Below are 26,569 nucleotides of genomic sequence, written 5' to 3'. Positions count from 1 at the left end.
AAACCCCAGCCAGTGCGAGGCCCCATGTCGACCGATCCCCTGTTGCAGCCCTATCAGTTGAAACACCTCACCCTGCGCAACCGCATCATGACCACCAGTCATGAACCGGCCTATCCCGAGGACGGGATGCCGAAGGATCGCTATCGCCTGTATCATCTGGAACGCGCCAAGGCAGGCGTCGCGCTGACCATGACGGCAGGCTCGGCGGCAGTGTCGAAAGACTCTCCACCTGTGTTCAACAACATCCTCGCCTACAAGGATGAGGTGGTGAAATGGATGAAGCAACTGACCGATGATTGCCACGAGGCTGGGGCCGCCGTGATGATCCAGTTGACCCACCTTGGCCGCCGCACCCGCTGGGACAAGGGCGATTGGCTGCCGGTGGTGGGCGCGAGTTCTTCCCGCGAACCCAGCCACCGCGCCTTTCCGAAGGTGATCGAAGATTGGGACATTGACCGTATCATCACCGATTACGCCGATGCCGCCGAGCGGATGAAAGAGGCCGGTCTCGATGGTGTGGAGTTCGAATGCTACGGGCATTTGATGGACCAGTTCATGTCGCCCTTCACCAACACGCTGGACGCACCTTACGGTGGCAGCTTGGAAAACCGCGCCCGTTTCGCGATGGAGGTTCTGGCCGCCTGCCGCAAGCGTGTCGGCGAAAACTTCCTGCTGGGGATGCGCTATACGGCGGATGAGGTTGAACAGGGCGGCATCACCGCCGATGAAGGTATCGCCATCGGCAAGATGTTCCGCGACTCGGGGTTGGTGGATTTCGTCAACATCATCAAGGGCCGCATCTTCACCGATGCCGCGATGACCGATGTGATCCCGATTCACGGCATGAAATCGGCACCGCATTTGGATTTTGCGGGCCGGATGCGGGCCGAGGTTGGCTTGCCCACCTTCCACGCCGCCCGCATCCCCGATGTCGCCACTGCGCGCCACGCCATTGCCACCGGGCAGTTGGATATGGTCGGCATGACCCGCGCGCATATGGCCGATCCGCATGTGGTGCAAAAGATCGTCGAGGGGCGTGAGGATGACATCCGCCCCTGCGTCGGTGCCACCTATTGCCTTGACCGCATCTACCAAGGCGGCATGGCTCTGTGCATTCACAACCCCTCGACAGGTCGCGAGGAGACCCAGCCGCACACCATCAAACCCGCCGCCACTAAGCGGCAGGTGGTCGTCGTCGGCGCTGGCCCGGCAGGCCTTGAAGCTGCCCGCGTCGCGGCAGAGCGCGGTCATAAGGTGACGGTGTTCGAGGTTGCCGCGAACCCCGGCGGCCAGGTGCGCCTGACCGCACAGACCAAACGCCGTGCCGAGTTGATCGGCATCATCGACTGGCGCATGGCACAATGCGCCGCACTGGGGGTGGAGTTCCGCTTCAATACTTGGGCCGAAGTTGACATTGTTCTGGCCGAAAACCCCGATGTGGTGATCATCGCCACGGGTGGCTTGCCGGAGAAAGACATTCTGAAATTCGGCAATGATCTGACCGTTTCGGCATGGGACATTCTGTCAGGCGATGTGAAACCCGGCAGCAACGTGTTGCTTTACGACGATGCGGGCGACCATACGGCTCTGCAAGCCGCACAGACACTGACTGAGGCTGGCGCGAAGGTGGAAATCATGACCCCGGATCGCAGCTTTGCGCCGGAAGTGATGGCGATGAACCTTGTGCCCTATATGCGCGCGTTGCAGGACAAGAATGTCACCTTCACCGTCACCTACCGCCTGACCGGGGTGGAAAAAGATGGCAACCAGATCAAGGCCACCGTCGATTCCGATTACATGACCTTGGGCAAGACCAGCCATTATGATCAGATCGTGGTCAACCACGGCACGCAGCCGCTGGCCGACATTTACTTCGATCTGAAGCCGAAATCGGTCAACCTTGGCGCGGTCGATTACGATGCGCTGATCGCAGGCCAGCCGCAAACCTACGGCGGCGGTCCGGCTGGTTTTCAGTTGTTCCGTATCGGTGACGCGGTAGAGGCCCGCAACATCCATGCCGCGATCTATGACGCCCTGCGTCTGGTGCGCGAAATCTGAACCAATCCGGTGCGCCCGATCATCGGGCGCGTCACCTCAGGCGAGCCGATAGCAGCGGCTCGCCCGGTCAAAGCCGACAATCCGCGCGCCCTCTGCCATGCGTTCCTGCAGGGCCGCGCGCAACTTCATCCGCAGGGCAGAGGCCGCCGTCCTATCCTGCGCCAGCAGCATATCCAGATCATCCGGCAAGGGCAGGGGAAGCAGCACGCCCTCGGCCTCGCTCATCTCTCCCTTCGCGCGCGCGGCGACCTGCGGCGCATCCAGCCGCCAATCCACCAGTAACCGATCCGAGGCGATGCCGCGGTTGATCCCCTCCATTTCGCCGTAATAGTCCACCAGATAGCGGCCCGATTGCGCCCCCAGCCGGTGAATGTTCAGGCTGGCATTGATATGGCGCAGCGGGTCATAGGTCCATTCGACCCGCGAAATCCCCCGCGCCAGACACCAGTCGCGCTGATACCATTTCAGCCTTATTCCCAGCCCAAAACCGCGCGCGTCCGGCAGAACCGCCAGCCGGTGCGAGTGCTGCACGGCAGGGTCGCGTGAGGGCAGGCCAAAGATATAGCCCATCAACCGGCCCGCCACGAAAGCCCCGCCGACCAGCCCGCCCAGACCCTGCACCACCATCATCAAATCTGCCGGATCGGGCTGATCTCCCGCCCCCCAGACCGCGCGCTGCAAGTCTTCTGCCGCGCGAAACTCGGCCATGCCCGACAGGTCGCGAAAGCTGATCTCGGTCATGCCGTGATGCTTTCATGGCTGAGTGTGGCGGTTTTCAGGTAATCGAGATCCAGCGTTACCCCAATCCCCGCCCCCTGTGGCACCGGCATCCGCCCCGCCGTGGTTTCCAGCTTTTGCTCGATGATATCCCGCATGAAATAGCGGCTGGCGGATGAGGTATCGCCCGGCTTGGTGAAATTCGGCAGGGTCGAAAGGTGGATGTTATGCGCCCGCCCGATCCCCGATTCCAGCATCCCGCCGCACCAGACCGGCACCGCAAACGCCTCGCACAGATCATGGATGCGCAGCGCATTGGCATAGCCGCCCACGCGCCCAACCTTGATATTCACCACCCGCGCCGCATCCGTTTGCAGCGCCTTGCGGGCGTGATCGACGGTGCGGATACACTCATCCAGACAGATCGGCGTGCGCAGCCGGGTTTGCAGCGTGGCGTGGTCGTGAATGTCGTCCCAGGCCAAGGGCTGCTCGATGTAATCGAGATCAAAGGCATCCATCTGCTGTAACAGCGCGGTATCGGCCAGAGTGTAGCAGGAATTGGCGTCTACCGTCAGATGCGCGGCGGGAAATTCCGCCCGCGCCGCCCGCAACAGGGCCAGATCGTGCCCCGGCTTTACCTTCAGCTTGATGCGTTTGTAGCCCTGATCCAGATGGCTGGCGATCCGCTGCATGGTGCTGTCAATCGGCCCGATCCCCAGCGAAACCCCAACGTCAATCGCATCCCCCGAGCCGCCCAAAAGGCTCTGTAATGGCAGATTCAGCGATTTTGCCCACAAATCCCAGAACGCCATCTCGACCGTGGCCTTGGCCATGTGGTTGGCCCGCCACGGCACCAGTTTGCGCGCCAATTCCTGCGGATGCGCAAAGCTGTGGCCCACGACTTGCGGCAGCAACACATCGCGCAGCAGGCCCATCGCGCCCGCCACGGTTTCCTCCAGATAATCCGGCAGCGGGTCCATCACGCCCTCGGCATAGCCTTCGATGCCATCCGCTTTCAGCACCAGCAGCGGGAAAATCTTTTCCGTCATCGTGCCGGTGGCGATGGTGAACGGCGTTACCAAGGGCAGGCGCACCAGCCGCAGTTCGGCGGCTTCGATGCGCAGGGGCGTGCGGGTCTGGGTCATGGCTGGCCTCGTCTTGGGGTCGGTTCAGGCTAGATTTATTTCAGTTTACTTGCAAGCTTGACCGATTGAAAGAATCCTGACAGTCTTTTCCCACAGCTGAAAGGACTCCCGGATTTGCCGCAGGATGACCCGCATTTGTCGCAAGAACAGGCCGCCGCGGGCGATTTGCGGCAACGTCTGACCACGGCGCATACGGATGGCACCCCGTCAGATCGTGCGATTGCGGGCTTTCTGCTGGGTAATCTGCAATCGCTGCCGTTTGAAACCGCCGCTTCGGTCGCAGCGAAAGTCGGCGTGTCCGAGGCCACGGTGGGCCGGTTTTGCCGCACCTTGGGCTATCGCCACCTGAAAGACCTGAAAGGCAGCCTTCAGCTTGATCTGGGCGACAAGGCCTGGCTGATCGGTGACCGTTTGCAGGATTTCCACCGCCGCAGCCAAAGCGGCAACGCCGAACTTTCCCGCGCGTTAGAGCGTGAGATTGCCGCCCTTGTCGCGGTCTACGAAATGGCCGCCACCCCGGCCTTTGACGCCACCGTCAAACGTCTGTCGCACCGCCGCGCCGTCTGGGTCGCCGGGTTTCAGACCGAACGCGGCCGCGCCGCCGAACTGGTCCATAACCTGCAATACCTGCGCGCAGGCGTGCAACTGGCCGACATTTCCGCAGGCCATTTCGCCGAGGTTCTGCTGGACGACCCGGCCGAGACCACCCTCGTTTTGATCGACGGTCGCCGCTATTCCCGGCTGACCCGCGATCTGGCGCTTGCCGCCCGCGACGAGGGCATTCCGGTGACGCTGATCACCGATCCCTATTGTTCCTGGGCGCATGACACCGTGACCGAAGTCTTTGCCGTGCCCACCGATCTGAACCATTTCTGGGACACCACCTCGGCAATGTCGGCTCTGATCGGGCTGATGGTCAATGGTGTGTTCCGCGAACTTGGCGCGCAGGTCGAGGCCCGGATGGCCCGCGTCTCGGCGCTGCATGGCGAATTCATCGGCCATATCGGCTCGGCCCGTGGCCCCAACAAACCCAATCCATAATTGATAAAAGCCAACAGAAGAGGATAAGACCATGACCCTAAGTCTTCGCAAAACGCTGTTGTCCGCCAGCGTCAGCCTGTTCGCGCTGTTCGCCGCCCAAACCGTGACCGCGCAAGAGGCCGTGTTCGTGCTGAACACCAGCGAGGTCGGCGCGCCCACCTATAACCCGATCAAGGCCACCAACCTGAACAAGGCCACCACGTTGATCTTTGACCGCCTTGTCAGCCAAGCCGCCGATCTGTCCTATCATCCGTGGTTGGCGGAATCGTGGGAAGAGGCCCCCGATGGCATGTCCTGGACCTTCCATCTGAAACCCGGCGTCAAGTTCCACAATGGCGAGCCGTTCAACGCCGCCACCATCGCGGCTTGGCTGCAAATCTTCAAAACCAGCGAAAACGCTTATATGACCGAAGCCATCGCATCGGTCGAAGTCGTGGATGATCTGACGGTGAAATTCGTCATGTCGCGGCCCGAGCCGAACATGCTGTATAACCTGTCCTCCAGCTATATGTCGGTGATCGAGCCGAAATCCTACACCGCCTTGGGCGACAACTATGGCGTGACCGAAGTCTATGGCACTGGCCCGTTCAAGCTGGAAAGCTTCACTGTCGGTCAGGAAACCGTGCTGACCCGCAACGATGATTACACCTGGGGCTCGCCCTTGGCGAAAAACACCGGCCCCGCGCATATCGCCAAAGTCACCTTCCGCGAGATCGCCGAGGATTCCACCGCGTTTCTGGAGTTGAAAACCGGCGGCGTCGATATGCTGCTGGGCGTCCCTGCAGACCTGCTGCCGGAAGTGAAAAAAGAGCCTAACCTTGCCGTTTTGACCATGCCCGGTCAAGACGTCTACTACATGCCGATCAATGTCACCAAGGCCCCCTTCGATGATATCAAGGTGCGCGAGGCGGTGGCCAAGGCGATCAACCAAGAAGAAATTCTGGCTTCGGTGTTCGGTGGCGTCGGTTCCATCGCCGACACCTTCCTGATCTCGGCCCTGCCGGAAAGCCATGTCTCTGATGCCGCGAAAATCCACTACGACCCCGCCCGCGCCAACGCTCTGCTGGATGAGGCTGGCTGGGTGATGGGTGCCGATGGTGTCCGCGCCAAGGACGGCGTGCCGCTGAAGGTCAGCCTGTGGACGCAAAGCGACAGCATCTTCCGCCGTCTGACCGAAGTCGTGCAGGCGCAGTTGAAAGCGGTGGGGGTCGAGGCCGAAATCACCACTTTCGACAGCTCGATGATCCGCGATCAGTATAAGACCGGCACCCAGCAACTCGCCGTCCGCTCGTATAACTGGGACAACGCCGATATCGTCGATTGGTTCTTCGGTGGCGATCGTCTGGGCTATCCGAACATCTCGATGTTCAACGATCCCAAGGCGGAAGAATTGCGGAAAACGGCCATGACAGGCTCGAAAAACATGGCCGAGCGGGTGACGAACTTCACCGCCTATCATGAATATGTGCTGACGCAATTCCCGATGGCGCCGATCTATCAGCCTGTCGATTCCGTCGCCTATAACGCCGACCGGCTGGTGCTGCCCGAAGTGCTGAACTCCCCCGGTGTCGGCTCGACGGCGGTGATGGACATGGAAGTGAAGGAATAACGGCGCAGGGCAGGGGCATCGGCCATGTATTCATATCTGATCCGTCGGGTCTTGATGCTAGTGCCGGTGTTCCTTGCCGTGTCCTTGGTGATTTTCCTGATCCTGCATTTCATCCCCGGCGATCCGGTGGATAACTTGCTGAAAGTCGGGTCCTCGCCCTCTGCACGGGCCGAGATCGAGGCCCGCTATGGTCTCGATCAGCCCTTGGCGGTGCAATATGGCATCTGGCTGGGCCGGGTGATGCAGGGCGATCTTGGCACCGCGATTGTCGCCCGCCGCCCGGTGGCTGATCTGATCCTGCAAGCCCTGCCGCATTCGCTGCGCTTGGGCGGGCTGGCAATGCTGTTCTCGTCTGTTGTGGGGGTTGCCTTGGGCGTTGTCGCCGCACTGAACCGTGACAAATGGCCGGATAGAGCTGTTATGGGTGGCGTTCTGCTTGGCTCTACCATGCCCAGCTTCTGGCTGGGGTTGATCCTGATGCTGATCTTTTCGGTCTGGCTTGGCTGGTTCCCGGTCTCTGGTGCGCGCAGCGCCAGCGCTTTGGTGCTGCCAGTGCTGACCATCGGCCTGGGCGGCACCGCTCTGGTCGCCCGCATCACCCGCGTCGCGATGATTGAGGCTTCGGGCCGCGATTTCGTCACGCTGCTGCATGCCAAGGGCCTGTCGCCGCTGCGCATCCAACTGCGCCACGTCCTGCGCCACGCGCTGATCCCGGTTGTCACCATCCTTGCCCTGCGCATCGGCTGGATCTTGGGCGGTGCAGTAACGGTTGAGGTCGTGTTCGCCCGCCCCGGCCTTGGCACCCTGCTGATCAAATCGCTCAGCCAGCACGATTACCCCGTCGTGCAGGCCTGCCTGTTGATGCTGGCGATGGCCGTGATGCTCGGCACCCTGTTGGGCGACATTCTGCAAGCCGCGATGGACCCGCGCGTGCGGGCGGCACTGGCATGACGCTTCCCGCCCCGATCCGCGCGCTGCGCCGCCCCGCTGGAGCTCCGGCTGGCCTTTGGCTGCTGCTTGTCATTGCGGCGGCCATCGCAGCCCCGCTGCTGACCCCCTATGCCTATGATATCCAAGAACTTCCAGCCGCGTGGCAACCGCCCTCTGCCGCGCATTGGCTGGGCACCGACGAATTCGGTCGCGATCTGCTGACCCGGCTGATCTACGGCGCGCGCACCTCTCTTTCGGTCAGCGGCATCGCCATCAGCATCTCGGTCCTCTGCGGCATGACCCTCGGCGCCGCCGCCGCTTGGTTCGGCGGCTGGTTCGACCGCGCCGTCACCACCGTGGTTGACCTGACATGGAGCTTCCCGGAAATCCTGATCGCGCTGATCCTCGTCGCTATCATCGGCCCCGGCACCACCGGCACCATGGTCGCGATTTCCGTCGCCTACCTCGCGCAATTCACCCGCCTGACCCGCGCCCAGATCATGACGCTGAAGGGCGAAACCTTTATCGAAGCCGCCGCCAGCCTTGGTGCCGGCAACGCCCACATCCTGTTCCGCCACCTCTTGCCCAACGCCCTCGCCCCCGTCCTTGTCAGCGCCATGCTCGCCACCGGCGACGCCATCATCCTTGAGGCCACACTCGGCTTCTTCGGCCTTGGCGCACAGCCCCCGGTGCCATCCTGGGGCGGCATGATGTCGGCAGGCTCGGCGCTGGTGTTCAAAGCGCCGTGGATCATCATCTTTCCCGGCCTCGCCGTCGCAATCACCGTCGTCGCCATCAACCTATATGGCGATGCGCTGATCGCCGAACTCGACATCCGCGCCCGGATGCGGAGGGCGGTATGAGCGCGCTGTTGGAACTGCAAAACATCAGCGTCTCCATCGGTTCGGCGCAACTGCTGGATGGCGTCAGCCTGCGGCTTGAACGCGGTCAAACCCTTGGCCTTGTCGGCGAATCCGGCTCTGGCAAATCCTTGACGGCCATGGCCGCGATGGGCCTGCTGCCGCTGATCGGAGGCCATGTTAGTGACGGTTCTGTGCGGTTCGACGGCCAAGATCTCGCCAGCCTCAATGATACCCAACGCCGCGCTTTGCGCGGCAGGCGCATCGGCTTTGTCACCCAAAACCCGATGACCGCGCTTGACCCTGTGCAGCGCATTGGCGCGCAGATTGACGTGGTCTCGCGCCTGCATTTGGGATTAACCAAACAAGCCGCCCGCGCCCGCACCATTGACCTTTTGACGCAACTGCGCATCCCCGAAGCGCAAGCGGTGGCCGAGGCTTGGCCGCATCAGCTTTCGGGTGGCATGAAGCAGCGCATCGTCATCGCCATGGCGCTGACGGGCGATCCCGAACTGATCATCGCGGACGAGCCGACAACGGCACTGGATGTCACTGTGCAGGCCCAAATCATCCAGATCCTCGCGGGTTTGGTGCGTGAAAAGGGCGTGGCCTTGCTGCTGATCACGCATGACATGGGCGTGGTCGCGCAGATCTGTGACCGGGTTGCGGTGCTTTACGCGGGGCGTCTGGCCGAGGAAGGCCCGGTCGCCCCGATCTTTGCCGCCCCGCAGCACCCCTATACCACCGCCCTGATCAACTGCATCCCGCAAGAGGGCATGGCGCGCGGCACTTTGCGCGGCATCCCCGGCGCTGTGCCCTCGGCCCGCCAATATCCCAGCGGCTGCCGTTTTCATCCGCGCTGCACCCGCGCCACCGCCGATTGTGCGGCTCTAACACCGCCCCTGATCACCCGCGGCGATGGTCAAGCCGCCTGCCTGCATCTGCCAGAGGTCGCACTATGACCGCCCCGATGATCGAGATAGAGCACCTCTCGAAGCGCTTCCAGACCGGCGGCGGTTTCCTCAAACGCCCGCGCGCTATGCTGGCCGTGCGCGACGTGTCGCTGACCATCGCCAAGGGTGAGGTCGTCGGCGTTGTCGGCGAAAGCGGTTGTGGCAAATCCACCCTCGCACGCCTCGTTTTGCGCTTGTTAGAGCCGAGTTCGGGCCGTGTCGTGCTGGATGGCACCGACCTTACGAGCCTTACCGCACGCGACTTGCGCGCGGCGCGCAAGCGGATGGCGATGGTGTTTCAAGACCCGTATTCCTCGCTCGACCCGCGCTATTCGGTTGCTGATGTGCTGACCGAACCTTTCACGGTGCAGCGCCGCCCGCTGCCCCCCGGCCAGATCGCCGAAATGCTCACCGCCGTCGGCCTTCCGACCGAAATGGCCGCCAGCCACCCGCATCAGCTTTCCGGCGGTCAGCGTCAGCGCGTCGGCATTGCCCGCGCCTTGGCGCTGCGCCCGGATTTCGTCGTTCTGGATGAACCCACGGCGTCGCTGGACGTCTCTATTCAGGCCCAAATCATCGATTTGCTGGCCAGCTTGCGCGATCAGATGGGCTTGACCTATCTGTTCATCAGCCACGATCTTGGCCTTGTGCGCTACTTCTGTGATCGCATCGTGGTGATGTATCTGGGCGCTGTCGTGGAAATCCTGCCAACCGCCGATGCCGCCCCGCGTCACCCCTACACCCGCGCCCTGATCGACAGCGGTTTCGTCCCTGATCCCGCCCGCCGCCGTGCCATAGCCCCCCTCAGCGGAGAGATTCCCAGCCCGTTCGATCTGCCCCCCGGCTGCGCCTTTGCCGGGCGCTGCCCCCGCGCAACCGATCGCTGCCGTGCCGAGCGTCCCACGCTTGACGATACCACCCATCCCACCGCCTGTTTCCATCCGCTTTGAAAGTCGCACCATGCCCTTCCACATCCTGACCGCCGCCTTCGTCCACGAAAGCAACACCTTCAAAAAGGGCGAGACGGGCTTGCAGGATTTCCGCAACGATGTGCTGGACGAAGGCCAGATCGCGGTGGATCGCTTCGGCGACGTGAACGAAGAACTCGCCGGCTTTCTCGATGTCGGTCGCGCCGCGGGCTGGCAGATCACCCACACGGTTTCCGCCCATGCCACCCCCGGCGCGCGGGTGTCGCGTGAGGCGTTTGACCATATCGCAGGCCTGATCTGCGACGGCGCGCGCCAGCACCGCGACAGCCTTCATGCCATTCTGCTCAGCCTGCACGGCTCAATGGTGCCGACCTTCTGCGAGGATGGTGAGGGCGAGTTGCTGGCCCGTCTGCGCGCCATCGTCGGCCCGGATATGCCCATCGCCGTGACACTCGATCTGCACGCGATGGTGACGCCCGCCATGGTGGCGCGGGCGCAGATCATGGTCAGCTATAAAACCTACCCGCATATCGACATGCGAGAGACGGGCCGCCACGCCGCTCGCCTGCTGGATGCGGCTCTAAACGGCCAAAATTGCCCCAAGACTCTGCGCGCCCACCGCCCCATGCTGGACGAAGCCAACGCAGGCCGCACCGATGTGCCGCAAACCGCCGCGCTCTATACCCGCGCCAAACAGCACGAATCCGAACCCGGTATTCTTGCCGTTTCGATCAACGCAGGCTTTGCCGAGGCGGATATTCTAGAGGCTGGCCCGACCGTTCTGGTCAGCTACGATCAGAACATCCCCACTGCTGCCGACCGCGCCCGCAGCATTGCCGAAAGCCTCGCCGATACGATCTGGGCGCAGCGCGACTCGGTGTCGAATGATTTCCTCACCCCCGCCGCTGCCGCCCAGCAAGCCCGCGATTTCGACGCCGCCCAAGGCCCGCTGATCATCGCCGATTACGCCGACAACCCCGGCGCGGGCGCTTACGGCGATGCCACCGCCCTGCTGCAAGCGCTGTTCGATGTCGGAGCCACAGGCGGCGCTTTTGCCCCGATGATCGACCCCGAAGCCGCAAGCGTCCTGCACAGTCACAACATCGGCGATACCGTGACGCTGGCGCTTGGCGGCAAGCAAGACCCCAGCTTTGGTGGCCCGCCCTTGACCCTGACCGGCGAAATCGTCCATCTGTCGGACGGCAGCTATACCGGCGATGGCCCGATCCTTGCTGGTATCACCCACAGCTTCGGCCCGACCGCCGTACTGCGCGTGCAAGGCATTGATATCCTTGTCGTGACCCAGCCGGGCCAAATGCTCGATCTGATGCAGGTGCGCAGCTTTGGCATCGAACCCAGTGCTTTGCGCTTTCTCGTGGTGAAATCCATGCAGCATTTCCGCGCCGCTTTTGAACCCATCGCGGGCAAGGTCATCGTCTGCGACACTGGCGCGCTGGCCACGCCGCAAGCGCATCTGCGCCCCTACACCCGCATCCGTCGTCCCGTCTGGCCGCTGGATCGCACGGGCTTCGCGATCCCATAAGCAGGCTCTAAGCGTCCTTCAGAGCCTGTTTTCGTCAAAAAACCGCACCATCCGCCCCGCGATCACATCGCGGTCTGCCGGGGTGTTCAAAGACGCACGCGCCTGTGCGGCCACCTCGGTGGGCAGTTTGCCCGCATATTCCGCCACCAGCGCCGCCATGAAGCCATGCGTCATCTCGGGGTGATATTGCGTGGTCAGCACAGACCGCCCGATGGCAAAGCTGCCCACCGCACATTCCGCATTGCCACCCAGCACAACCGCCCCCTCTGGCACCACTAGAACTTGCTCTTTATGTGCCGCGTAGAGCCGAATCTGCTGCCCCTCCATCACCGTATCCACCGCGCCAAACACCCAGCCGCCGGGATTGTCGCCCACCACGCCCCCCAGCGCCAAGGCTATCGCCTGATGGCCAAAGCACGCGCCGAACAGTCGATCCCCCCGCGCCACGATCTGCCGGATCAGCCCGAACAACTGCGCCACCCAAGCGTCAGAATCATGCACCGAGGCCGGGCTGCCGGTGATGATCCAGCCGTCAAACTGCGCCCCTGCTGCGGGAAATTCGCCATCCTTCACCGAAAAACTGCTGACCCGCCAATCGGGCCGCTGCTCGTGCAACAGCGTTGCAAACTTCGCGCCATCCTTTGGATGCCCCTGCGCAAACGCGCTTTCATCGGTGTTCGCCACCAGCACCGCGATATGCATGATCTTTCTCTTTACATATTTATGAACATGTATAGCATATTTATAAATCAGCCCCACGGCAAGCGAGGAAATATGACGCTTTGGACCCCCACCGACGATGGCCATGCCGATCTGTCCAGCCATGATGCCTTTGCCAACGGGGCCCCGCTTAATACCTTCGCCCGCCTGCGCCGTGATGATCCGATGCACTGGACGGAATATGCGCAGGGCGAAAACTACTGGTCCGTCACCCGCCACGCCGACATTCTGGAGCTGAACCGCCAGACCGATCTGCTCTCGTCAGCCCGTGGCATCCGCATCGAGGATCAATCCTACGAAGAATATCTCGCCCGCCGCACCTTTCAGGAAACCGACGGGGCCGAGCATATGGCCACCCGCATCCGCGTCGCCAAGGCGTTTTCCCGCCCGGTGATCGCGCAGTTTGAACAGGTGATCCGCGATATTTGTGTCGATATTCTCGACAACACTCTGCCGAAAGGCAGCTTCGACGCCACTGCCGAGATCGCCCGCCAACTGCCGATGCGGATGTTGGGTCGCATCATGGGCACGCCGGATGAAGACCTGCCGTGGCTGGTCGCCAAGGGTGATGCGCTGATCGCCAACACCGACCCCGATTTCACCACCCATGTGCTTGACAAGATGACCACCGATGAATTCCGCATGATGCCGTTCAACTCTCCGGCGGGGGCGGAACTGTTCGTCTACGCCAAGGATCTGATGGCGCGCAAAGCCGCCTCGGGTGATCGTTCCGGCATTCTGCCCTTGATCATGGAGCCTGCCGCTGATGGCTCGGTGATGCCCGAACACGAGTTTCGCAATTTCTTCTGCCTGCTGGTCGCCGCGGGCAACGACACCACGCGCTATTCGATCGCCGCAGGGCTGCAAGCCCTCGCGCATCAGCCCGAACTGCTGCCGCTGCTGCAAACCGGCACCGTCTGGGATACTGCGCCCGATGAAATCATCCGTTGGGCGACGCCTGCCATCTACTTCCGCCGCACCGCGACGCGCGATTTTGAATACCACGGCAAGCAGATCAAGGCCGGGCAAAAGGTGGTCTACTGGTTCCTCTCCGGCAACCGCGATGAGACCGCTTTCGACAACCCGATGCGCGTCAATCTCGCCCGCCAGAACAACCGCCACATGGCGTTCGGCCAAGGCGGCCCGCATGTCTGCCTGGGCATGTGGCTGGCGCGTCTCGAAGTACGCGTGCTGTTCGAAGAACTTGCCAAACGCATCCGCAAGATCGAACCTGCGGGCGATCACAAATACCTGCGTTCCAACTTTGTCGGCGGTCTGAAATCATTGCCCGTGACCGTCACGCTTAACTAAGCGGCCATCAGAGCCGTATTCAGGGAGCTATCATGTCTGACCACCCCCAGCGCCTGCGCGCGATGTTCTGCGATCATCTGTCGATCATGCGCGGCAAATACCTGCCCGCCAGCAAGATGAAAGACGATGAAAGCCGCTTCGCCCGCCCGACCTTCTCGGTGCATTACGACAAAGACCTGCTGATCGAAGCGCCGGGAACCATGTGTCTGGAGGGGCTGCCGGATATGGCCCTGCGCTGGAAAGGTGCCGAAATCCGCCAAGGCTGGGAGCCGAACACCCGCGTCGTCACCGGCGATCTCTATGGCGGCGATGGCAATACCATCCCGATGTGCCCGCGCTCTGCCCTGAAACGCGCGGTGGCGGCATGGGAGAAGCACGGCCTAACCCCGAAAGTCGGCATCGAGCTTGAGGCCTACGCTTTCATCCGCCGTGACGACGGCCAGATCGTCCCCTACGACACCCCCGGCGGCGTGGTCTATGGCACCGGCAACTTCACCGATCCGCGCCGGTTCACCGATGCGATCTGGAACAAGGCGCAGGAAATCGGTCTGCCGCTGGATCTGATCACCGCCGAATATGACACGCCGCAGTATGAATTCACCCTGACCTTCGATTCCGCCGTCGCCCATGTCGATACCGTGGTGCTGTTCCGCCAGATGGCGCGCGAGATTGCGCTGGATCACGGGATCATCCTGACATTCCTGCCCAAACCGATCCCCGGCAAGGGCGGCAACGGCATGCACATCAACCTGTCCTTCACCGACAATCGCGACCACAACGCGCTGGCCAATGGCGACCATGGCGATCCCGCCAACCTGAATGCTCTGGCGAAAGGCTGCATCGCCGGCTGGATGCAGCACCACAAGGCGATGGCCGGCCTGATCGCCCCCAACGCCCAAAGCTATAACCGCCTGCAACCCGCCAGCCTGTCGGGCTATTGGTGCAACTGGGGTGGCGACAACCGCAACGTCACCGTCCGCGTCAGCGCCGAGGGCGGCAAGAAGGCCCGCCTCGAACACCGCATGGCCGACGCCGCCGCCAACCCCTACACCGCCGTCGCCACGGTCTTGCAAGCCGCCCTGCTGGGGTATGAGGGCAAATACAAACTGCCGCCGATGGAAACCGGCAACGGCTTTGCCACCAACGACGCCGCCCACGGCACCGCCGCCTCGCTTGCCGAAGCCCTCGATGACCTGCAATCCGACACCGCCCTCAGCAATGCCCTAGGCGCGGGCCTTGTTGAAAACCACCTCTACATGAAACGCACCGAGGTCGAGAAAACCGCCGCCCTCGATCCCGACGCCCTGCGCGACTGGTATATCTGGTATCTATGACCCCAGCCGTTTCATCTGTCCTCAAATATCCCGGGGGTCCGGGGGCTGGCCCCCGGCTTCCGCAACGGAGCATCCCATGCACGCCACCTGGCACCTGCCCAACGGCACCACCCGCACCGAAACCGTCAAACCCGGCCAATCGCTGATGGAGGCCGCCGTCGCCCACAACATCCCCGGCGTCATTGGTGAATGTGGCGGCTCGCTGTCCTGCGCCACCTGCCACGTCGTCGTCGATCCCGCCTGGGCCGCCCGCACCGGCACCGCCTCGGCCTTTGAAGACGACATGCTCGACGTCACCGACGTCGACCGCCAGCCCACCTCGCGCCTGTCCTGCCAGATCCGCATGACCGAGGCGCTCGATGGCCTCATCCTCCACGTTCCGGGCTAAGCGCGCCCCACTTACCCGGCCTTAACCCCCCCACGGCACCCTGCCCACAACAGGAGGCCCCATGATCATCCACATCCCCACCGCCGAAATCCTCGACAACGCCCTGCTGCGTGACCGCGCCCTGCTCGACGACACAGCCATCGAAGACCTCGCCGCCTCGATCCACCGCGACGGCCTGCGCCAACCGATCGAGGTCTGGGCCCTGTCGCAACCCACCGAGACCCACCGCTACGGCCTGATCTCGGGCCTGCGCCGCCTCACCGCCACCCGCCTGCTGCACAGCCGCAACCGCGCCACCAATACCACCATCGCCGCCTTCCTGCGCACCCCCGCCTCGATCCCCGACGCCATGGCGCAGATGATCGCCGAAAACGAAATCCGCGAGAACCTCACCCCGTGGGAGCGCGGCCTCACCCTCGCCCGCGCAGTCGCCTGCGACCTGTTTCCCACCATCGACGCCGCCATCGCCGCCCTGCACCCCACCGCCACCAAGCAGAAACGCACCCGCCTGCGCACCCTCGCCCTTGTCGCCGAAGAGTTTGAGGATTGCTTCGCCACCCCCGAACTGCTGTCGCAAAACCAGATAGAGCGCCTCGCCGCCTGCCTGCGCGGCGGCCTCACCCCGGTGATCCACCAGATTCTCAAGGAAAACCGCAAAGCCAGCCTACCCACCCAATGGGCCGCCCTCACCCCCACGCTAAGCGAAGCCCTCGACCCCGAGTCCGACCCCACCCCCACCAAACCCGGCCGCCCGCGCCGGCTGCTGACGCTGAAACAGGGGCTGACGATAAGACGAGAACGCTGCGCGGGCGGCTGGTCCCTGAAATTCACCGGCCCCCACGCCCGCAAAGGCGGGTTGATGGACGACGTGATGGACCACATCGAGAGGTGGTTTCAGCCGGAGTATTTTTTATCTAGCTTCAACGGTCACAGGTAAAGCGAGGCGCTCTAATGCGTGGAGACTATGGCCGCGACCAACCAATCCGGCAACCGGTCGAGTATAAACGGATCATTCCAATTGGCTGTCTCTATTCCTGACTTAAAGTTAGCTTCTATAAGTATGGGGCTGTCTAGATTCTTAGCGCTCACCTCGAGCCATATTTTCCCAATCGTGTTTTCATCGCCAAAGACATAGAAACTGGTGCTATAGCTTTGTTTTGCGCGAAATTCATCACAGACAAGAGCCGCCTCCGTTTTCTTGGTATCTGGTGGCTCTAGCCAGTAGAAACCAGTGGGATCACGCCGCTGATCTCTCATCGGCATCTGAAGGTTCTCAAAACGACTGTTGGAAAAGATATCAGTTGGGGGTGACGGCGGTTTTTCAGCTTGTAACACTCCACCAAAGCTTTCCATCTGCCTTGCGCCAGCGATCATTATGAAGTTACCAGAGCAATTCATAGATACCCGCAGATTTATAGCGGTTACGTTGCTTCTGTTTATGATGGAGAAACTAACTTCACCAAACCGAAATGCCTCTTTAATCGACGAGTGAAGGCAAGCGATTTTCTGCCTCCATCGTGCTATGTACAGTTCATATTCCGTCCTGTAGGATGAGACTTGCTCACCAGTTATGCCACCTACACCCAATGTCATCCCATTAAAGACGGTAGCAGTTTTTTTCACTTCCTTTATTGGAAATTGGTGTCTAATCGAATCAGTGATTATATCTAATTGGGTGTTTGACAATGGTGCCAACTCTGGAATCGGCAAATAGATCATATCTTCTTTGAATATTCCGGTTAGACGCGCGTCTATTAGAGGCCAATTGGCTTTTGCCTCTTTTAGTTCGGCCTCTAATCTAGAAATCTTCTTTTCAGATTCATCTTGTTGCGCAGGTAAGCCCCAATTCTCAGGCGAGCTAATTGCGTGCAAATTCACAGATCTCGCACGAATGAGCGGCCCAGTATCGAAGCTAAGGAGAGTAGGTGGACCTTCTAAGGGTTCCGTTAAAGCGGAAGCAATCAATTGATCATCGGGCCTGTTTACATCTAGCTTTGGATACAATGACCAGCTTACGGGAGGTGCAACTGCGACAACAATATTAACTCGAAAAGGCACAACTTTTAGTTCGAGGCGCATACCAACATTCCTAGATGCCTCCTCGATCATCTTAAGGGCCGCGCGACACCTTTTTCTAATGCGATCATTCTTTTCAGTTTTCAAACGGTCAAGCTCGTCTATGACAATAGGCGCGACAAAAATATCAAGCTCCGTTACGTTCGGGAAGATTTCCTTCCAAGGTAAGTCTTTTAGGTCGCGCAAATGTAAAAAACAGTTTGTGTCAACAAAGATGCGATGCAACAATTGTGAGTGTCCTCTGCAAATTAGCATTTAATATGTAGCTTACCGGCATACATGCTGCACCAGCAAGTATTTGACAATATTGCGTTCTGCAAAGCGATAAGTCTACCTATGATTCGGAATAACTTTTTCGGCGTGGAGATTAGTCATTGATCGGTTTTGTGCTGTTCGTCCTCTACTCTGGGCACTCTAAACCTTAACAAATCCTTAAATCCACTACCTCAACCCATTGACATAAAACAACAAAAAAAGGTCCCGAGTTGGGACCCTACCCAATCTGCCCCCGAACCCCGCCCGTCTGGCCCCGGTCCAGCAGGATATGGTCGGCCAGAACGCAGGCCATCATCGCCTCGCCCACCGGCACCGCCCGGATGCCAACGCAGGGGTCGTGCCGCCCCTTCGTCACCAGATCAATCTCGGCCCCCGTCCCGTCAATCGTTGCCCGAGGTGTCAAAATCGACGAGGTCGGCTTCACCGCGAACCGCACCACCACCGGCTGCCCCGAGGATATCCCGCCCAGTATCCCCCCCGCATGGTTCGACAGAAACTCCGGCCCCGCAGCCCCCATCCTGATCTCATCCGCGTTCTCAACGCCGGTCAGGCTGGCTGCCGCGAACCCGTCGCCAATCTCGACCCCCTTCACCGCATTGATCGACATCATCGCCGAGGCCAGGTCCGAGTCCAGCTTCCCATACAGCGGCGCCCCCAACCCCGCAGGCACGCCCGAGGCCGTCACCTCAATCACCGCGCCCACCGAATTGTGGGCCAGCCGCAGCCCGTCCAGATAGTCCGCCCAAACCGTCACCGCAGCGGCATCCGGGCACCAGAACGGGTTGCCCTCGATCACCGCCGCTTCGAACCGGGCCCGATCAATCGCATGCACCCCCATCTGCACCATATAGCCGGTAATCTTCAGCCCCGGCGCCAACGAAGCCAGCACCGCCCGCGCCACCCCGCCCGCCGCCACCCGAGACGCGGTTTCCCGCGCCGAACTGCGACCCCCGCCGCGATAATCCCGCACCCCGTATTTCTGATGGTAGGTGATGTCCGCATGCCCCGGCCGAAACGCCTGCGCGATGTTGCTGTAATCCTTGCTGCGCTGGTCGGTGTTCTCGATCATCAACTGGATCGGCGTGCCCGTCGTCACCCCTTCGAAAACCCCCGACAGGATACGCACCTGATCCGCCTCTTGCCGCTGGGTGGTGAACTTGCTGGTCCCCGGTTTGCGGCGATCCAGCCAAGGCTGCAAATCCGCCTCTGACAGCTTGATCCCTGGCGGGCAGCCATCCACCGTGCAGCCAATCGCCGGGCCATGGCTTTCGCCCCAAGTGGTAACGCGAAACAGATGACCGAAGGTGTTCAGGCTCATGAGCGGGCTCCTCTTTGCCACCCCAATAAGCCAAGCCATGCCCCCGATAAACCCTTAAAGCGGTTGCTGGCGCGATCTGGCACGCTTGTGTGACCCACGGCATGTGCTATTCCCAGCTGGGAATGACTTGTGTGTCCAAGCTGGTTTGACTGCATTTTCTACCATATCTAGTGTTTGGATGATCTACACCCTAGTGAAACTTGGTTAATAATCACAAGATTTGCGACACCCTTGATGCCAATGCCCCGGCGCCCATTTGGCACCATCCAAATAGTCCCCTTGCAGCCCCGCCGGTTTTCCCTATGCTCATCCCCACCTCGGGGAGCCCCCGGTCGTTTTCTTGAAACGACCAAAAGGCTGAGATGCGAAAGCGAACCCGTCGAACCTGAACCGGATCATACCGGCGGAGGGAAGGTGCATGGGTTCTCCATTGCCGACCAATTCCGTCGCAACTTGGAGACTGCAATGAACACCAAACTCCTCGCTGCGGGCCTCGCTGTTTTCGCCTTTCAGGCGGCAGCCGATACCCCCACGCTTACCGTGCTGACCTATGACAGCTTTACCTCGGAGTGGGGCCCAGGCCCTGCGATTGAAAAGGGATTCGAGACCACCTGTGGCTGCGATGTGAAATTCGTGACCGCAGGCGATGGCGCGGCGCTGCTGGCGCGGGTCAAGCTGGAAGGCCGCGACAGCAAGGCCGATGTTGTGGTTGGCCTCGACACCAACCTGACCGCCGATGCCACGGCAACCGGGCTGTTCGCCCCGGTGGCGGCGCAGCCCAATTCGTTGCCGGTGCCGTTCACTGACCCAAACTTTGTGCCGTTTGACTGGGGCTATTTCGCCTTTGTTTACGATAAGACCAAGGTTGCCACTCCGCCGACCTCGTTCACCGAACTGGCGGCGTCAAATCTGAAAGTGGTGATCGAAGACCCGCGATCTTCGACGCCCGGTCTGGGGCTGGTGCTGTGGGTGAAGGATGCCTACGGTGACAAGGCCCCGCAAATCTGGGCGGATCTGGCCGACAACATCATCACCGTCACCCCCGGCTGGTCGGAGGCCTATGGCATGTTCACCGAGGGACAGGCCGATATGGTGCTGTCTTACACCACATCGCCCGCCTATCACCTGATCGCCGAGAATGATGACAGCAAGGCGGCGGCGGCTTTCACCGAAGGCCATTACATGCAGGTCGAAGTGGCGGGCAAGCTGGCGACGGCCCCGCAACCCGCATTGGCGGATCAGTTTCTGGCATACCTCACCTCGGACGCTGCGCAATCGGTGCTGATCACGACGAACTGGATGTATCCGGCGAAAACGCCTGCGGAAGGGCTGCCGAAGGGGTTTGAAACGCTGGTTCAGCCAGTGAAATCGCTGCTGATGTCGGCCGAAGCGGCAGAGGCTGCCCGCGCGCCTGCGATTGCCGAATGGCAAGCCGCGCTTTCCCGCTAAGCCCGGCCCAAGGGCTAGGCCTTGCCATCGCCGCGCTGATCTTGGGTAGCGCGGCGATGGTGGCTGTGCGGGCGGAAAGTTTCGCGCTGGCCCCGGCGGATTGGCAGGCGTTGCGATTTACCGTGCTGCAAGCCAGCCTGTCGGCGGCGGTCTCTAGCCTGCTGGCGATTCCGGTGGCGCGGGCGCTGTTCCGGCGGCGGTTTGCCGGGCGGGGTGTGCTGATCCGGCTGCTGTCGGCGCCGTTCGTGCTACCAGTGGTGGTGGCGGTGATGGGCTTGCTGACGGTGTTTGGCCGGGGCGGGCCGGTGAATGCGGCGCTGGTCTGGCTTGGTCTGCCCGAGGTGTCGATCTTTGGCCTGCATGGCATCGTTCTGGCGAATGTGTTCTTCAACATGCCGCTGGCGACGCGGATGCTGCTGCATGGCTGGCAGGCGATCCCGGCAGAGCGGTTTCGGCTGGCGCAGTCGTTGGGCCTGCCTGCGGGCGCGCAGTTTCGGCATCTGGAGGCACCGATGCTGCGCGCGCAACTGCCGGGGATTTTTGCGGTGATCCTGCTGATTTGCCTCGCCAGCTTTGCGATTGCCCTGATGCTGGGCGGTGGGCCGAAAGCCAGCACGCTGGAGCTTGCTATCTACCAATCGTTGCGGTTTGAATTTGATCTGGGCCGCGCGGCCCTGCTGGCGGCGGTGCAGTTTGCGCTGTGTGGGGCGATTACGCTGGCGGCGGCGGGGTTGACCTTGCCGCAGGGCTTTGGCGCGGGTTTGGGGCGTAGCGTGCAGATCGCGGCCCCCGGTGGCTGGCGCAGGGTCGTGGATGTGCTGGCGATTGCGGGCGCGGCGGTGTTTCTGTTTGCACCGCTGCTGGCGGTGGTGATCAAGGGCTTGCCGGGGTTGGCGGCCTTGCCGACGGGGCTGTGGCCTGCGGTGATCCGCTCGGTTGCGGTTGCGGTGGTGTCGGCCCTGCTGGCCACCGGCATGGCCCTGACGCTGGCCGTTGGCGCGGCGCGCAGCCAAAGCCGGGTGATCGAGTTGGCGGCCATGTTGCCGCTGGCGGCGAGTGCGCTGGTGCTGGGCACGGGGCTGTTTCTGATCGTGCGGCCGTTCATAACGCCGGAAAGCGTGGCGCTGCCGATCACGGTGCTGGTCAACGCTGTGCTGACCTTGCCCTATCTGTTCCGGCTGTTGCTGCCCGAGGCGCGGCAGATCGTGGCCGATTATGGCCGGTTGACGACCAGTCTGGGCCTGCCGCCGCTCAGCGTGTTGCGGTTTGTCACGCTGCCGCGGCTGGCGCGACCCTTGGGGTATGGTGCGGGGCTGGCGGCGGCCTTGTCGATGGGTGATCTGGGGGTGATTGCGCTGTTTGCGGGCGATGGCGGTGCGACGCTGCCACTGTTCGTGCAGCATTTGATCGGGGCGTATCGGTTGCAACAGGCGGCGGCGGGGTCGCTTATGCTGGTGGTGATCAGCTTTGCGCTGTTCTGGGGGTTTGACAGATTGGGAAGTCGCTATGCTGACAGTTGAGGCGCTGGTGCTGCAACAGGATGATTTCCGCCTTGCCGCAGATTGGTCTGTCGGCGCGGGCGAGCGGGTGGCGCTGATCGGGCCGTCGGGGGCGGGGAAGTCGACGCTGCTGATGGCTTTGGCCGGGTTTATCGCGCCTGCACAGGGCCGCGTGCTGTGGCAGGGGGATGATCTGGCGGCGGTGGCGCCGGGGCAGAGGCCAATGACGATCCTGTTTCAGGATCAGAACCTGTTTCCGCATCTGACGCTGGCGCAGAACCTTGGGCTGGGCCTGTCCCCACGTCTGCGCCTGACGCCTGTGCAGGTTGCCCAAATCGACACGGCACTGGCGCGCGTGGGGTTGGGAGGCATGGGGGCGCGCAAGCCCGGTCAGCTCTCGGGCGGGCAGCAGGGCAGGGCGGCTTTGGCGCGCGCCTTGCTGCGGGCGCGGCCTGTGCTGCTGCTGGACGAACCCTTCGCGGCACTTGGGCCAGCCCTGAAGGCCGAGATGCTGGATTTGCTGGACGAGGTTGCGACCGAGACCGGGGCGACGGTGCTGATGGTCACGCATGACCCCAGCGATGCCAAACGCTTTGCGGGCAAAACCGTGCTGGTGGCGGATGGCGTGGCGCAGCCGCCAGTGCTGACGGCGGCGCTGTTTGCCAGCCCGCCGCAAGCGCTGATAGACTATCTCGGCCAATAAAAAACCCCGCGCGAGGCGGGGTTTTTCTTGCAGCGTGATCCGCAGGATCAGTGCAGTTTCTTGCCTTTGACATTCGCCCAAAGCCGCTTGTTCGTCAGATACAGCAGCGACGACAGGATGATCAGGAACAGCACCGCCTTGAAGCCCACGTCCTTGCGGGCGTTCAGCTTGGGTTCTGCCGTCCACATCAGGAAAGCGGCCACGTCTTCGGCCATATGCTTGACGTCATTCGGCGAACCGTCGGCGAACTCCACCTGACCATCGGCCAAGGGCGGCGGCATCTTGATCCAGCCGGTCGAGAAGGTGTGGTTTTCGTAGAAGGTCGAACCCGCTTCTTCCTTTTCCTCACCGGTATAGCCGTGGAGGATCGAGACGATGTATTCCGGGCCACCGATGCCGTGCAGCAACTGGTTGATGCCCAGACCATAGGGGCCGTGGAAGCCCGCCCGTGCCTTCGCCATCAGCGAAAGATCGGGAGCGCCTGCGCCGGTGTTGGCCGGGAAGTTATCGGTCGGCAAGCCATCACGATCTTCGCCCGTGTCCTTGTCGGTCACAGAAAAGTTCTTGGCATAGGCGCGCACCTGATCTTCGGGCAGGTGCGGGCCGCCTTCATCCGACAGCGCGCGGATCGGCACGAACTTCAGCCCGTGGCAAGCCGCGCAGACTTCGGTGTAAACCTGAAGCCCGCGCTGAAGCTGATGCTCGTCGTAGGTGCCGAACGGGCCCTCAAAGCTGAACGGCACGTCCTCGACATGGCCGCCACCCTCTGCCGCGAAGGCAGCGCCCGTCATCAGACCCAGTGCAGAGACAGCGCTGATTGCGATTTTGCGAAACATCTCAGTCAGTTCCTTTCTCTCACTCAGCCGGTTCGGCGTAGTGCGACTTGAAGTCTTCTTCAATCGTAGCGGGTTGCGGCAGCGGTTTTTCCAACACGCCCAACAGCGGCATGATCACAAGGAAATACGCGAACCAGTAGGTCGAAGCGATCAGCGAGATGTAGGGGTAGATCCCGTCGGTCGGCATTGCACCCACCCACATCAGCACCACAAAGTCGATGGCGAGCAGCCAGAACCACGCCTTGAACTTCGGACGATATTTGCCCGAACGCACCGAGGAGGTGTCCAGCCACGGCACCAGCGCCATGACCGCAATCGCGCCAAACATCGCGACCACGCCGAAGAATTTGGCGTCGACGATGCCGAAGGTCACGAAATGCACCAGTTGCACCACCCAAACGTCGGCGGTGAAGGCGCGCAGGATGGCGTAGAACGGCAGGAAGTACCATTCCGGCACGATATGCGCAGGCGTCGAAAGCGCGTTGGCTTCGATGTAGTTGTCGGGGTGGCCCAGGAAGTTCGGCATGAAGGCGACAACGGCAAAGAAGATCACCAGAACCACAGCCAGCGCGAACAGGTCTTTGATCACATAATAGGGCCAGAACGGCACGGTGTCTTTCGCGGCCTCTTCCTTCGAGGCGCGGCGAACTTCAACACCCGTCGGGTTGTTGTTGCCGGTGTTGTGGAAAGCCCAGATGTGCAGGGCAACAAGGCCTGCGATCACGAAGGGCAGCAGGTAGTGCAAGCTGAAGAAACGGTTCAGCGTCGCATTGTCCACGGCCGGGCCACCCAACAGCCATTCCTGAATGGTCGGGCCAACGCCGGGGATCGCGCCGAACAGGCCGGTGATCACCGTGGCACCCCAGAACGACATCTGACCCCAGGGCAGAACGTAGCCCATAAAGCCGGTCGCCATCATCGCCAGATAGATCAACATGCCGATGATCCAGGTCACTTCGCGCGGGGCTTTGTACGAGCCATAGTAAAGGCCGCGGAAGATGTGCAGGTAGACGGCAAAGAAGAACAGCGATGCGCCGTTGGCGTGGATGTAACGCAGCATATAGCCGCCGTTCACGTCACGCATGATGTGTTCAACGGATTTGAACGCAAAGTCGACATGCGGGGTGTAATGCATCGCCAGCACGATGCCGGTGATGATTTGCAGCCCCAGACAGAACGCCAGAACGATGCCCCAGATCCACATCCAGTTCAGGTTCTTCGGCGTCGGGATCATCAAGGTGTCGTAAGCCATGCCAACGATCGGCAGGCGCTTGTGCAGCCAGGTTTGAAAGCCCGGCGTTGGTTCGTAATGGTCGTGCGGAATTCCGGCCATGTTTTCTATCCCTTACCCGAGCTTGATCGTGGTTTCGTTTTCGAACTTCGCCACCGGAACTGGCAGGTTGCGCGGCGCCGGGCCTTTGCGGATACGGCCAGCCATATCGTAGTGCGAACCATGGCAGGGGCAGAACCAGCCGTCGAAATCGCCTGCGTCGCCCAAGGGCACGCAACCCAGGTGGGTGCAAACGCCCATCATCACCAACCACTCGCCCGCTTCATCCAGCGTGCGGTTCTTGTCTTCCGCCGTGGCGGTCGCATCAAGGTTGGCGTTTTCGGCGTTGGTGTCGACCAGATCGGTCAGCGCGACGGCGCGACCCTTTTCGATGTCGTCCGGGGTGCGGCGGCGGATGAACACCGGCTTGCCGCGCCATTTCACGGTGATCTGGGTTCCAGCCTCAACGCCCGAGACATCGACCATGATCGAAGCCAGCGCGCGGGTGTCTGCCGAGGGGTTCATCTGGTTGACCAGCGGCCAAACCGCTGCGCCAGTGGCAACAACGCCCGCCCCGGCGGTTGCGTAATACAGGAAATCCCTGCGGGTGCCTGCGTGATCGTCTGCGTGGGACACGAGAACTTCTCCCTTCAAAGGCCGCGAGGCGCGCGACCCATATATCAATGCGGCCCCGGTTTCCCGGCGCCTTGCAGGCCGGGTTTAGCCACAGAAAGCGCGGTCGTCCAGCGGACAAAGGCGCGCAGGGGCAGCGGAAATCAGCTTTTCGCGAAGTGCGACCTTGAAGCTACGCAATTCATTCCTAGAGGCTGACGATTCCCTGCCCATCTGCAGCAAGTAAAGCGATTTTGTCAGGTTTCCAGTGTTACACCGCCACGGGTTTCGTCGAAGCCATCGACGGACGTTTGGCAAACTCTGCCACCCATGCCGCAAGCTTGGGCCGCCCATTGCGCCAGCCCCGCGCATCCAGCCGGAAATCGAGATACTCCAGCGCGCAGCCCATCGCGATCTGCGGCATGGTCAGCGGGCCGGACAGCTGATCCATCCATTCGGTCTCGATGGCGTCCAGCGCGCGTGCGGCCTTAAGCCATTGTGCTTCAATCCATTCCGGGAATTGCTTGTCAGCGGGGCGCAGCCGCACTTCATAAACCATTGCTAGTGCCGCTTCGAGAATACCGTCGATCGTGGCCTCGAGTGTCAGGGTTTTCCACAGCGCCGCCCCGGTCGGATACAGCGCTGCTCCGGTCCGGTCGTTCAGATAGCGGCTGATCACCCGGCTGTCATAGATCACGCCATCATCGGTTTGCAGCGCCGGGATTTTGCCCAACGGGTTCTGATCCACAGGCAGTGTTCCGGGGGCCAGCGGTGTGCCCATCACATCGACAACCTCGATCTTGTCCCGCAGCCCAAGCTCGAGAATCAGCACCATGATCTTGCGTCCGAAGGGTGTGGTGGGGGATGAAAAAAGCCGCATGGGGTCTCCGATGACAAGGCGATGATTCGTTTGGATGCCGACAGTTAAGCCGTGCAGCGCCGCCCATGACAACACTTGTCAGTTGCCAACCGCGCCCACCCCGTCGCAGGCT

The 26,569-nt window shown here is 61.7% G+C and carries 24 protein-coding genes and 1 riboswitch; of the genes, 15 read left to right on the top strand and 9 right to left on the bottom strand.

The features are described from left to right. Positions 1-24: 24 nt before the first annotated feature. Positions 25-2,058: an oxidoreductase gene (locus ACFOGH_RS13905; RefSeq protein ID WP_380073672.1), complete on the top strand. Its 2,034-nt coding sequence runs from the start codon at positions 25-27 to the stop codon at positions 2,056-2,058. A gap of 36 nt (positions 2,059-2,094) precedes the next feature. Here the strand turns inward: ACFOGH_RS13905 and ACFOGH_RS13900 are convergent, their stop codons facing one another. Continuing rightward, a complete protein-coding gene (locus ACFOGH_RS13900) occupies positions 2,095-2,799 on the bottom strand; it encodes a GNAT family N-acetyltransferase (RefSeq protein WP_380073671.1) in 705 nt (234 codons plus the stop codon). Next, a complete protein-coding gene (gene menC / locus ACFOGH_RS13895) occupies positions 2,796-3,920 on the bottom strand; it encodes an o-succinylbenzoate synthase (RefSeq protein ID WP_380073670.1) in 1,125 nt (374 codons plus the stop codon). The genes ACFOGH_RS13900 and menC overlap by 4 nt, the downstream gene beginning before the upstream one ends. A 114-nt stretch (positions 3,921-4,034) precedes the next feature. Between menC and ACFOGH_RS13890 the strand changes: the two genes are divergently transcribed. Genes ACFOGH_RS13890 through ACFOGH_RS13860 form a run of 7 tightly spaced genes read left to right on the top strand, consistent with a single transcriptional unit; the run spans position 4,035 to position 11,785 of the window. Further along, entirely contained in the window at positions 4,035-4,961 is a 927-nt protein-coding gene (locus ACFOGH_RS13890; RefSeq protein WP_380073669.1) for a MurR/RpiR family transcriptional regulator, read from the top strand. A gap of 31 nt (positions 4,962-4,992) precedes the next feature. Next, entirely contained in the window at positions 4,993-6,570 is a 1,578-nt protein-coding gene (locus ACFOGH_RS13885; protein WP_380073668.1) for an ABC transporter substrate-binding protein, read from the top strand. A 24-nt stretch (positions 6,571-6,594) separates the two neighbouring features. Next, positions 6,595-7,521: an ABC transporter permease gene (locus ACFOGH_RS13880; RefSeq protein WP_380073667.1), complete on the top strand. Its 927-nt coding sequence runs from the start codon at positions 6,595-6,597 to the stop codon at positions 7,519-7,521. Further along, positions 7,518-8,363 (top strand): ABC transporter permease, encoded by an 846-nt coding sequence (locus ACFOGH_RS13875; protein ID WP_380073666.1) that lies wholly within the window; start codon positions 7,518-7,520, stop codon positions 8,361-8,363. The genes ACFOGH_RS13880 and ACFOGH_RS13875 overlap by 4 nt, the downstream gene beginning before the upstream one ends. After that, on the top strand, positions 8,360-9,322 hold the full coding sequence (locus tag ACFOGH_RS13870; protein WP_380073665.1) for an ABC transporter ATP-binding protein: 963 nt from the start codon (positions 8,360-8,362) through the stop codon (positions 9,320-9,322). The genes ACFOGH_RS13875 and ACFOGH_RS13870 overlap by 4 nt, the downstream gene beginning before the upstream one ends. Positions 9,323-9,330: 8 nt before the next feature. Next, entirely contained in the window at positions 9,331-10,263 is a 933-nt protein-coding gene (locus ACFOGH_RS13865; RefSeq protein ID WP_380073664.1) for an ABC transporter ATP-binding protein, read from the top strand. Between the two features lie 10 nt (positions 10,264-10,273). Further along, positions 10,274-11,785, top strand: coding sequence for a M81 family metallopeptidase (locus ACFOGH_RS13860; protein ID WP_380073663.1), 1,512 nt, complete (start codon positions 10,274-10,276; stop codon positions 11,783-11,785). An 18-nt stretch (positions 11,786-11,803) separates the two neighbouring features. Here the strand turns inward: ACFOGH_RS13860 and ACFOGH_RS13855 are convergent, their stop codons facing one another. Next, positions 11,804-12,487: a type 1 glutamine amidotransferase gene (locus ACFOGH_RS13855; RefSeq protein ID WP_380073662.1), complete on the bottom strand. Its 684-nt coding sequence runs from the start codon at positions 12,485-12,487 to the stop codon at positions 11,804-11,806. Between the two features lie 72 nt (positions 12,488-12,559). Here ACFOGH_RS13855 and ACFOGH_RS13850 point away from each other — a divergent pair, with 72 nt between their 5' ends. The 4 genes from ACFOGH_RS13850 to ACFOGH_RS13835 all read left to right on the top strand — a co-directional run bounded on the left by ACFOGH_RS13850 (position 12,560) and on the right by ACFOGH_RS13835 (position 16,475). Further along, positions 12,560-13,816: a cytochrome P450 gene (locus tag ACFOGH_RS13850; protein ID WP_380073661.1), complete on the top strand. Its 1,257-nt coding sequence runs from the start codon at positions 12,560-12,562 to the stop codon at positions 13,814-13,816. Between the two features lie 32 nt (positions 13,817-13,848). Next, positions 13,849-15,150, top strand: coding sequence for a glutamine synthetase (locus ACFOGH_RS13845; protein WP_380073660.1), 1,302 nt, complete (start codon positions 13,849-13,851; stop codon positions 15,148-15,150). Positions 15,151-15,226: 76 nt separating this feature from the next. Further along, a complete protein-coding gene (locus ACFOGH_RS13840; RefSeq protein ID WP_380073659.1) occupies positions 15,227-15,538 on the top strand; it encodes a 2Fe-2S iron-sulfur cluster-binding protein in 312 nt (103 codons plus the stop codon). A gap of 61 nt (positions 15,539-15,599) precedes the next feature. Further along, positions 15,600-16,475, top strand: a complete 876-nt coding sequence (locus ACFOGH_RS13835) for a ParB/RepB/Spo0J family partition protein (protein ID WP_380073658.1) — start codon at positions 15,600-15,602, stop codon at positions 16,473-16,475. An 11-nt stretch (positions 16,476-16,486) separates the two neighbouring features. On the opposite strand, the gene ACFOGH_RS13830 is transcribed toward ACFOGH_RS13835, so the two are convergent. Both ACFOGH_RS13830 and aroC read right to left on the bottom strand, forming a co-directional pair. After that, the gene (locus ACFOGH_RS13830) at positions 16,487-17,869 is read right to left on the bottom strand and encodes a PIN domain-containing protein (protein ID WP_380073657.1); all 1,383 of its coding nucleotides are present in this window, start codon (positions 17,867-17,869) and stop codon (positions 16,487-16,489) included. 238 nt (positions 17,870-18,107) lie between these two features. Then, complete coding sequence (gene aroC / locus ACFOGH_RS13825; RefSeq protein ID WP_380073656.1) at positions 18,108-19,208, bottom strand: chorismate synthase; 1,101 nt, start codon at positions 19,206-19,208, stop codon at positions 18,108-18,110. A 308-nt stretch (positions 19,209-19,516) separates the two neighbouring features. After that, positions 19,517-19,637: riboswitch (TPP riboswitch) on the top strand. Between the two features lie 36 nt (positions 19,638-19,673). On the opposite strand from aroC, the gene thiB reads away from it, so the two are divergent. The 3 genes from thiB to ACFOGH_RS13810 are packed head-to-tail and all read left to right on the top strand — an operon-like array spanning position 19,674 to position 22,859. Next, on the top strand, positions 19,674-20,657 hold the full coding sequence (thiB, locus tag ACFOGH_RS13820) for a thiamine ABC transporter substrate binding subunit (RefSeq protein WP_380073655.1): 984 nt from the start codon (positions 19,674-19,676) through the stop codon (positions 20,655-20,657). Next, entirely contained in the window at positions 20,633-22,177 is a 1,545-nt protein-coding gene (locus ACFOGH_RS13815) for a thiamine/thiamine pyrophosphate ABC transporter permease ThiP (protein WP_380073654.1), read from the top strand. Before thiB ends, ACFOGH_RS13815 begins: the two co-directional genes overlap by 25 nt. Beyond that, positions 22,164-22,859 (top strand): thiamine ABC transporter ATP-binding protein, encoded by a 696-nt coding sequence (locus tag ACFOGH_RS13810; protein WP_380073653.1) that lies wholly within the window; start codon positions 22,164-22,166, stop codon positions 22,857-22,859. The genes ACFOGH_RS13815 and ACFOGH_RS13810 overlap by 14 nt, the downstream gene beginning before the upstream one ends. A gap of 47 nt (positions 22,860-22,906) precedes the next feature. Here ACFOGH_RS13810 and ACFOGH_RS13805 read toward each other — a convergent pair whose 3' ends face one another. The 4 genes from ACFOGH_RS13805 to ACFOGH_RS13790 all read right to left on the bottom strand — a co-directional run bounded on the left by ACFOGH_RS13805 (position 22,907) and on the right by ACFOGH_RS13790 (position 26,457). After that, positions 22,907-23,695, bottom strand: a complete 789-nt coding sequence (locus ACFOGH_RS13805) for a cytochrome c1 (RefSeq protein ID WP_380073652.1) — start codon at positions 23,693-23,695, stop codon at positions 22,907-22,909. Positions 23,696-23,714: 19 nt separating this feature from the next. After that, on the bottom strand, positions 23,715-25,028 hold the full coding sequence (gene petB / locus ACFOGH_RS13800; RefSeq protein WP_380073651.1) for a cytochrome b: 1,314 nt from the start codon (positions 25,026-25,028) through the stop codon (positions 23,715-23,717). 12 nt (positions 25,029-25,040) lie between these two features. Further along, positions 25,041-25,601, bottom strand: coding sequence for a ubiquinol-cytochrome c reductase iron-sulfur subunit (gene petA / locus ACFOGH_RS13795; protein WP_380073650.1), 561 nt, complete (start codon positions 25,599-25,601; stop codon positions 25,041-25,043). A 247-nt stretch (positions 25,602-25,848) separates the two neighbouring features. Beyond that, the gene (locus ACFOGH_RS13790; RefSeq protein ID WP_380073649.1) at positions 25,849-26,457 is read right to left on the bottom strand and encodes a glutathione S-transferase family protein; all 609 of its coding nucleotides are present in this window, start codon (positions 26,455-26,457) and stop codon (positions 25,849-25,851) included. Positions 26,458-26,569 lie beyond the last annotated feature (112 nt).

Source organism: Cypionkella sinensis (assembly GCF_042646385.1).
GTDB lineage: Bacteria > Pseudomonadota > Alphaproteobacteria > Rhodobacterales > Rhodobacteraceae > Cypionkella > Cypionkella sinensis.
Note: the sequence above shows the minus strand (reverse complement) of the source record. Positions and strands in the feature narration are given on the sequence as shown.

Coding starts and splice junctions, on each gene's coding strand:
- ACFOGH_RS13905 (WP_380073672.1), top strand. CDS start 25: ATGTCGACCGATCCCCTGTTGCAGCCCTATCAGTTGAAACACCTCACC.
- ACFOGH_RS13900 (WP_380073671.1), bottom strand. CDS start 2,799: ATGACCGAGATCAGCTTTCGCGACCTGTCGGGCATGGCCGAGTTTCGC.
- menC (WP_380073670.1), bottom strand. CDS start 3,920: ATGACCCAGACCCGCACGCCCCTGCGCATCGAAGCCGCCGAACTGCGG.
- ACFOGH_RS13885 (WP_380073668.1), top strand. CDS start 4,993: ATGACCCTAAGTCTTCGCAAAACGCTGTTGTCCGCCAGCGTCAGCCTG.
- ACFOGH_RS13880 (WP_380073667.1), top strand. CDS start 6,595: ATGTATTCATATCTGATCCGTCGGGTCTTGATGCTAGTGCCGGTGTTC.
- ACFOGH_RS13875 (WP_380073666.1), top strand. CDS start 7,518: ATGACGCTTCCCGCCCCGATCCGCGCGCTGCGCCGCCCCGCTGGAGCT.
- ACFOGH_RS13870 (WP_380073665.1), top strand. CDS start 8,360: ATGAGCGCGCTGTTGGAACTGCAAAACATCAGCGTCTCCATCGGTTCG.
- ACFOGH_RS13865 (WP_380073664.1), top strand. CDS start 9,331: ATGATCGAGATAGAGCACCTCTCGAAGCGCTTCCAGACCGGCGGCGGT.
- ACFOGH_RS13860 (WP_380073663.1), top strand. CDS start 10,274: ATGCCCTTCCACATCCTGACCGCCGCCTTCGTCCACGAAAGCAACACC.
- ACFOGH_RS13855 (WP_380073662.1), bottom strand. CDS start 12,487: ATGCATATCGCGGTGCTGGTGGCGAACACCGATGAAAGCGCGTTTGCG.
- ACFOGH_RS13850 (WP_380073661.1), top strand. CDS start 12,560: ATGACGCTTTGGACCCCCACCGACGATGGCCATGCCGATCTGTCCAGC.
- ACFOGH_RS13845 (WP_380073660.1), top strand. CDS start 13,849: ATGTCTGACCACCCCCAGCGCCTGCGCGCGATGTTCTGCGATCATCTG.
- ACFOGH_RS13840 (WP_380073659.1), top strand. CDS start 15,227: ATGCACGCCACCTGGCACCTGCCCAACGGCACCACCCGCACCGAAACC.
- ACFOGH_RS13835 (WP_380073658.1), top strand. CDS start 15,600: ATGATCATCCACATCCCCACCGCCGAAATCCTCGACAACGCCCTGCTG.
- ACFOGH_RS13830 (WP_380073657.1), bottom strand. CDS start 17,869: ATGCTAATTTGCAGAGGACACTCACAATTGTTGCATCGCATCTTTGTT.
- aroC (WP_380073656.1), bottom strand. CDS start 19,208: ATGAGCCTGAACACCTTCGGTCATCTGTTTCGCGTTACCACTTGGGGC.
- thiB (WP_380073655.1), top strand. CDS start 19,674: ATGAACACCAAACTCCTCGCTGCGGGCCTCGCTGTTTTCGCCTTTCAG.
- ACFOGH_RS13815 (WP_380073654.1), top strand. CDS start 20,633: ATGGCAAGCCGCGCTTTCCCGCTAAGCCCGGCCCAAGGGCTAGGCCTT.
- ACFOGH_RS13810 (WP_380073653.1), top strand. CDS start 22,164: ATGCTGACAGTTGAGGCGCTGGTGCTGCAACAGGATGATTTCCGCCTT.
- ACFOGH_RS13805 (WP_380073652.1), bottom strand. CDS start 23,695: ATGTTTCGCAAAATCGCAATCAGCGCTGTCTCTGCACTGGGTCTGATG.
- petB (WP_380073651.1), bottom strand. CDS start 25,028: ATGGCCGGAATTCCGCACGACCATTACGAACCAACGCCGGGCTTTCAA.
- ACFOGH_RS13790 (WP_380073649.1), bottom strand. CDS start 26,457: ATGCGGCTTTTTTCATCCCCCACCACACCCTTCGGACGCAAGATCATG.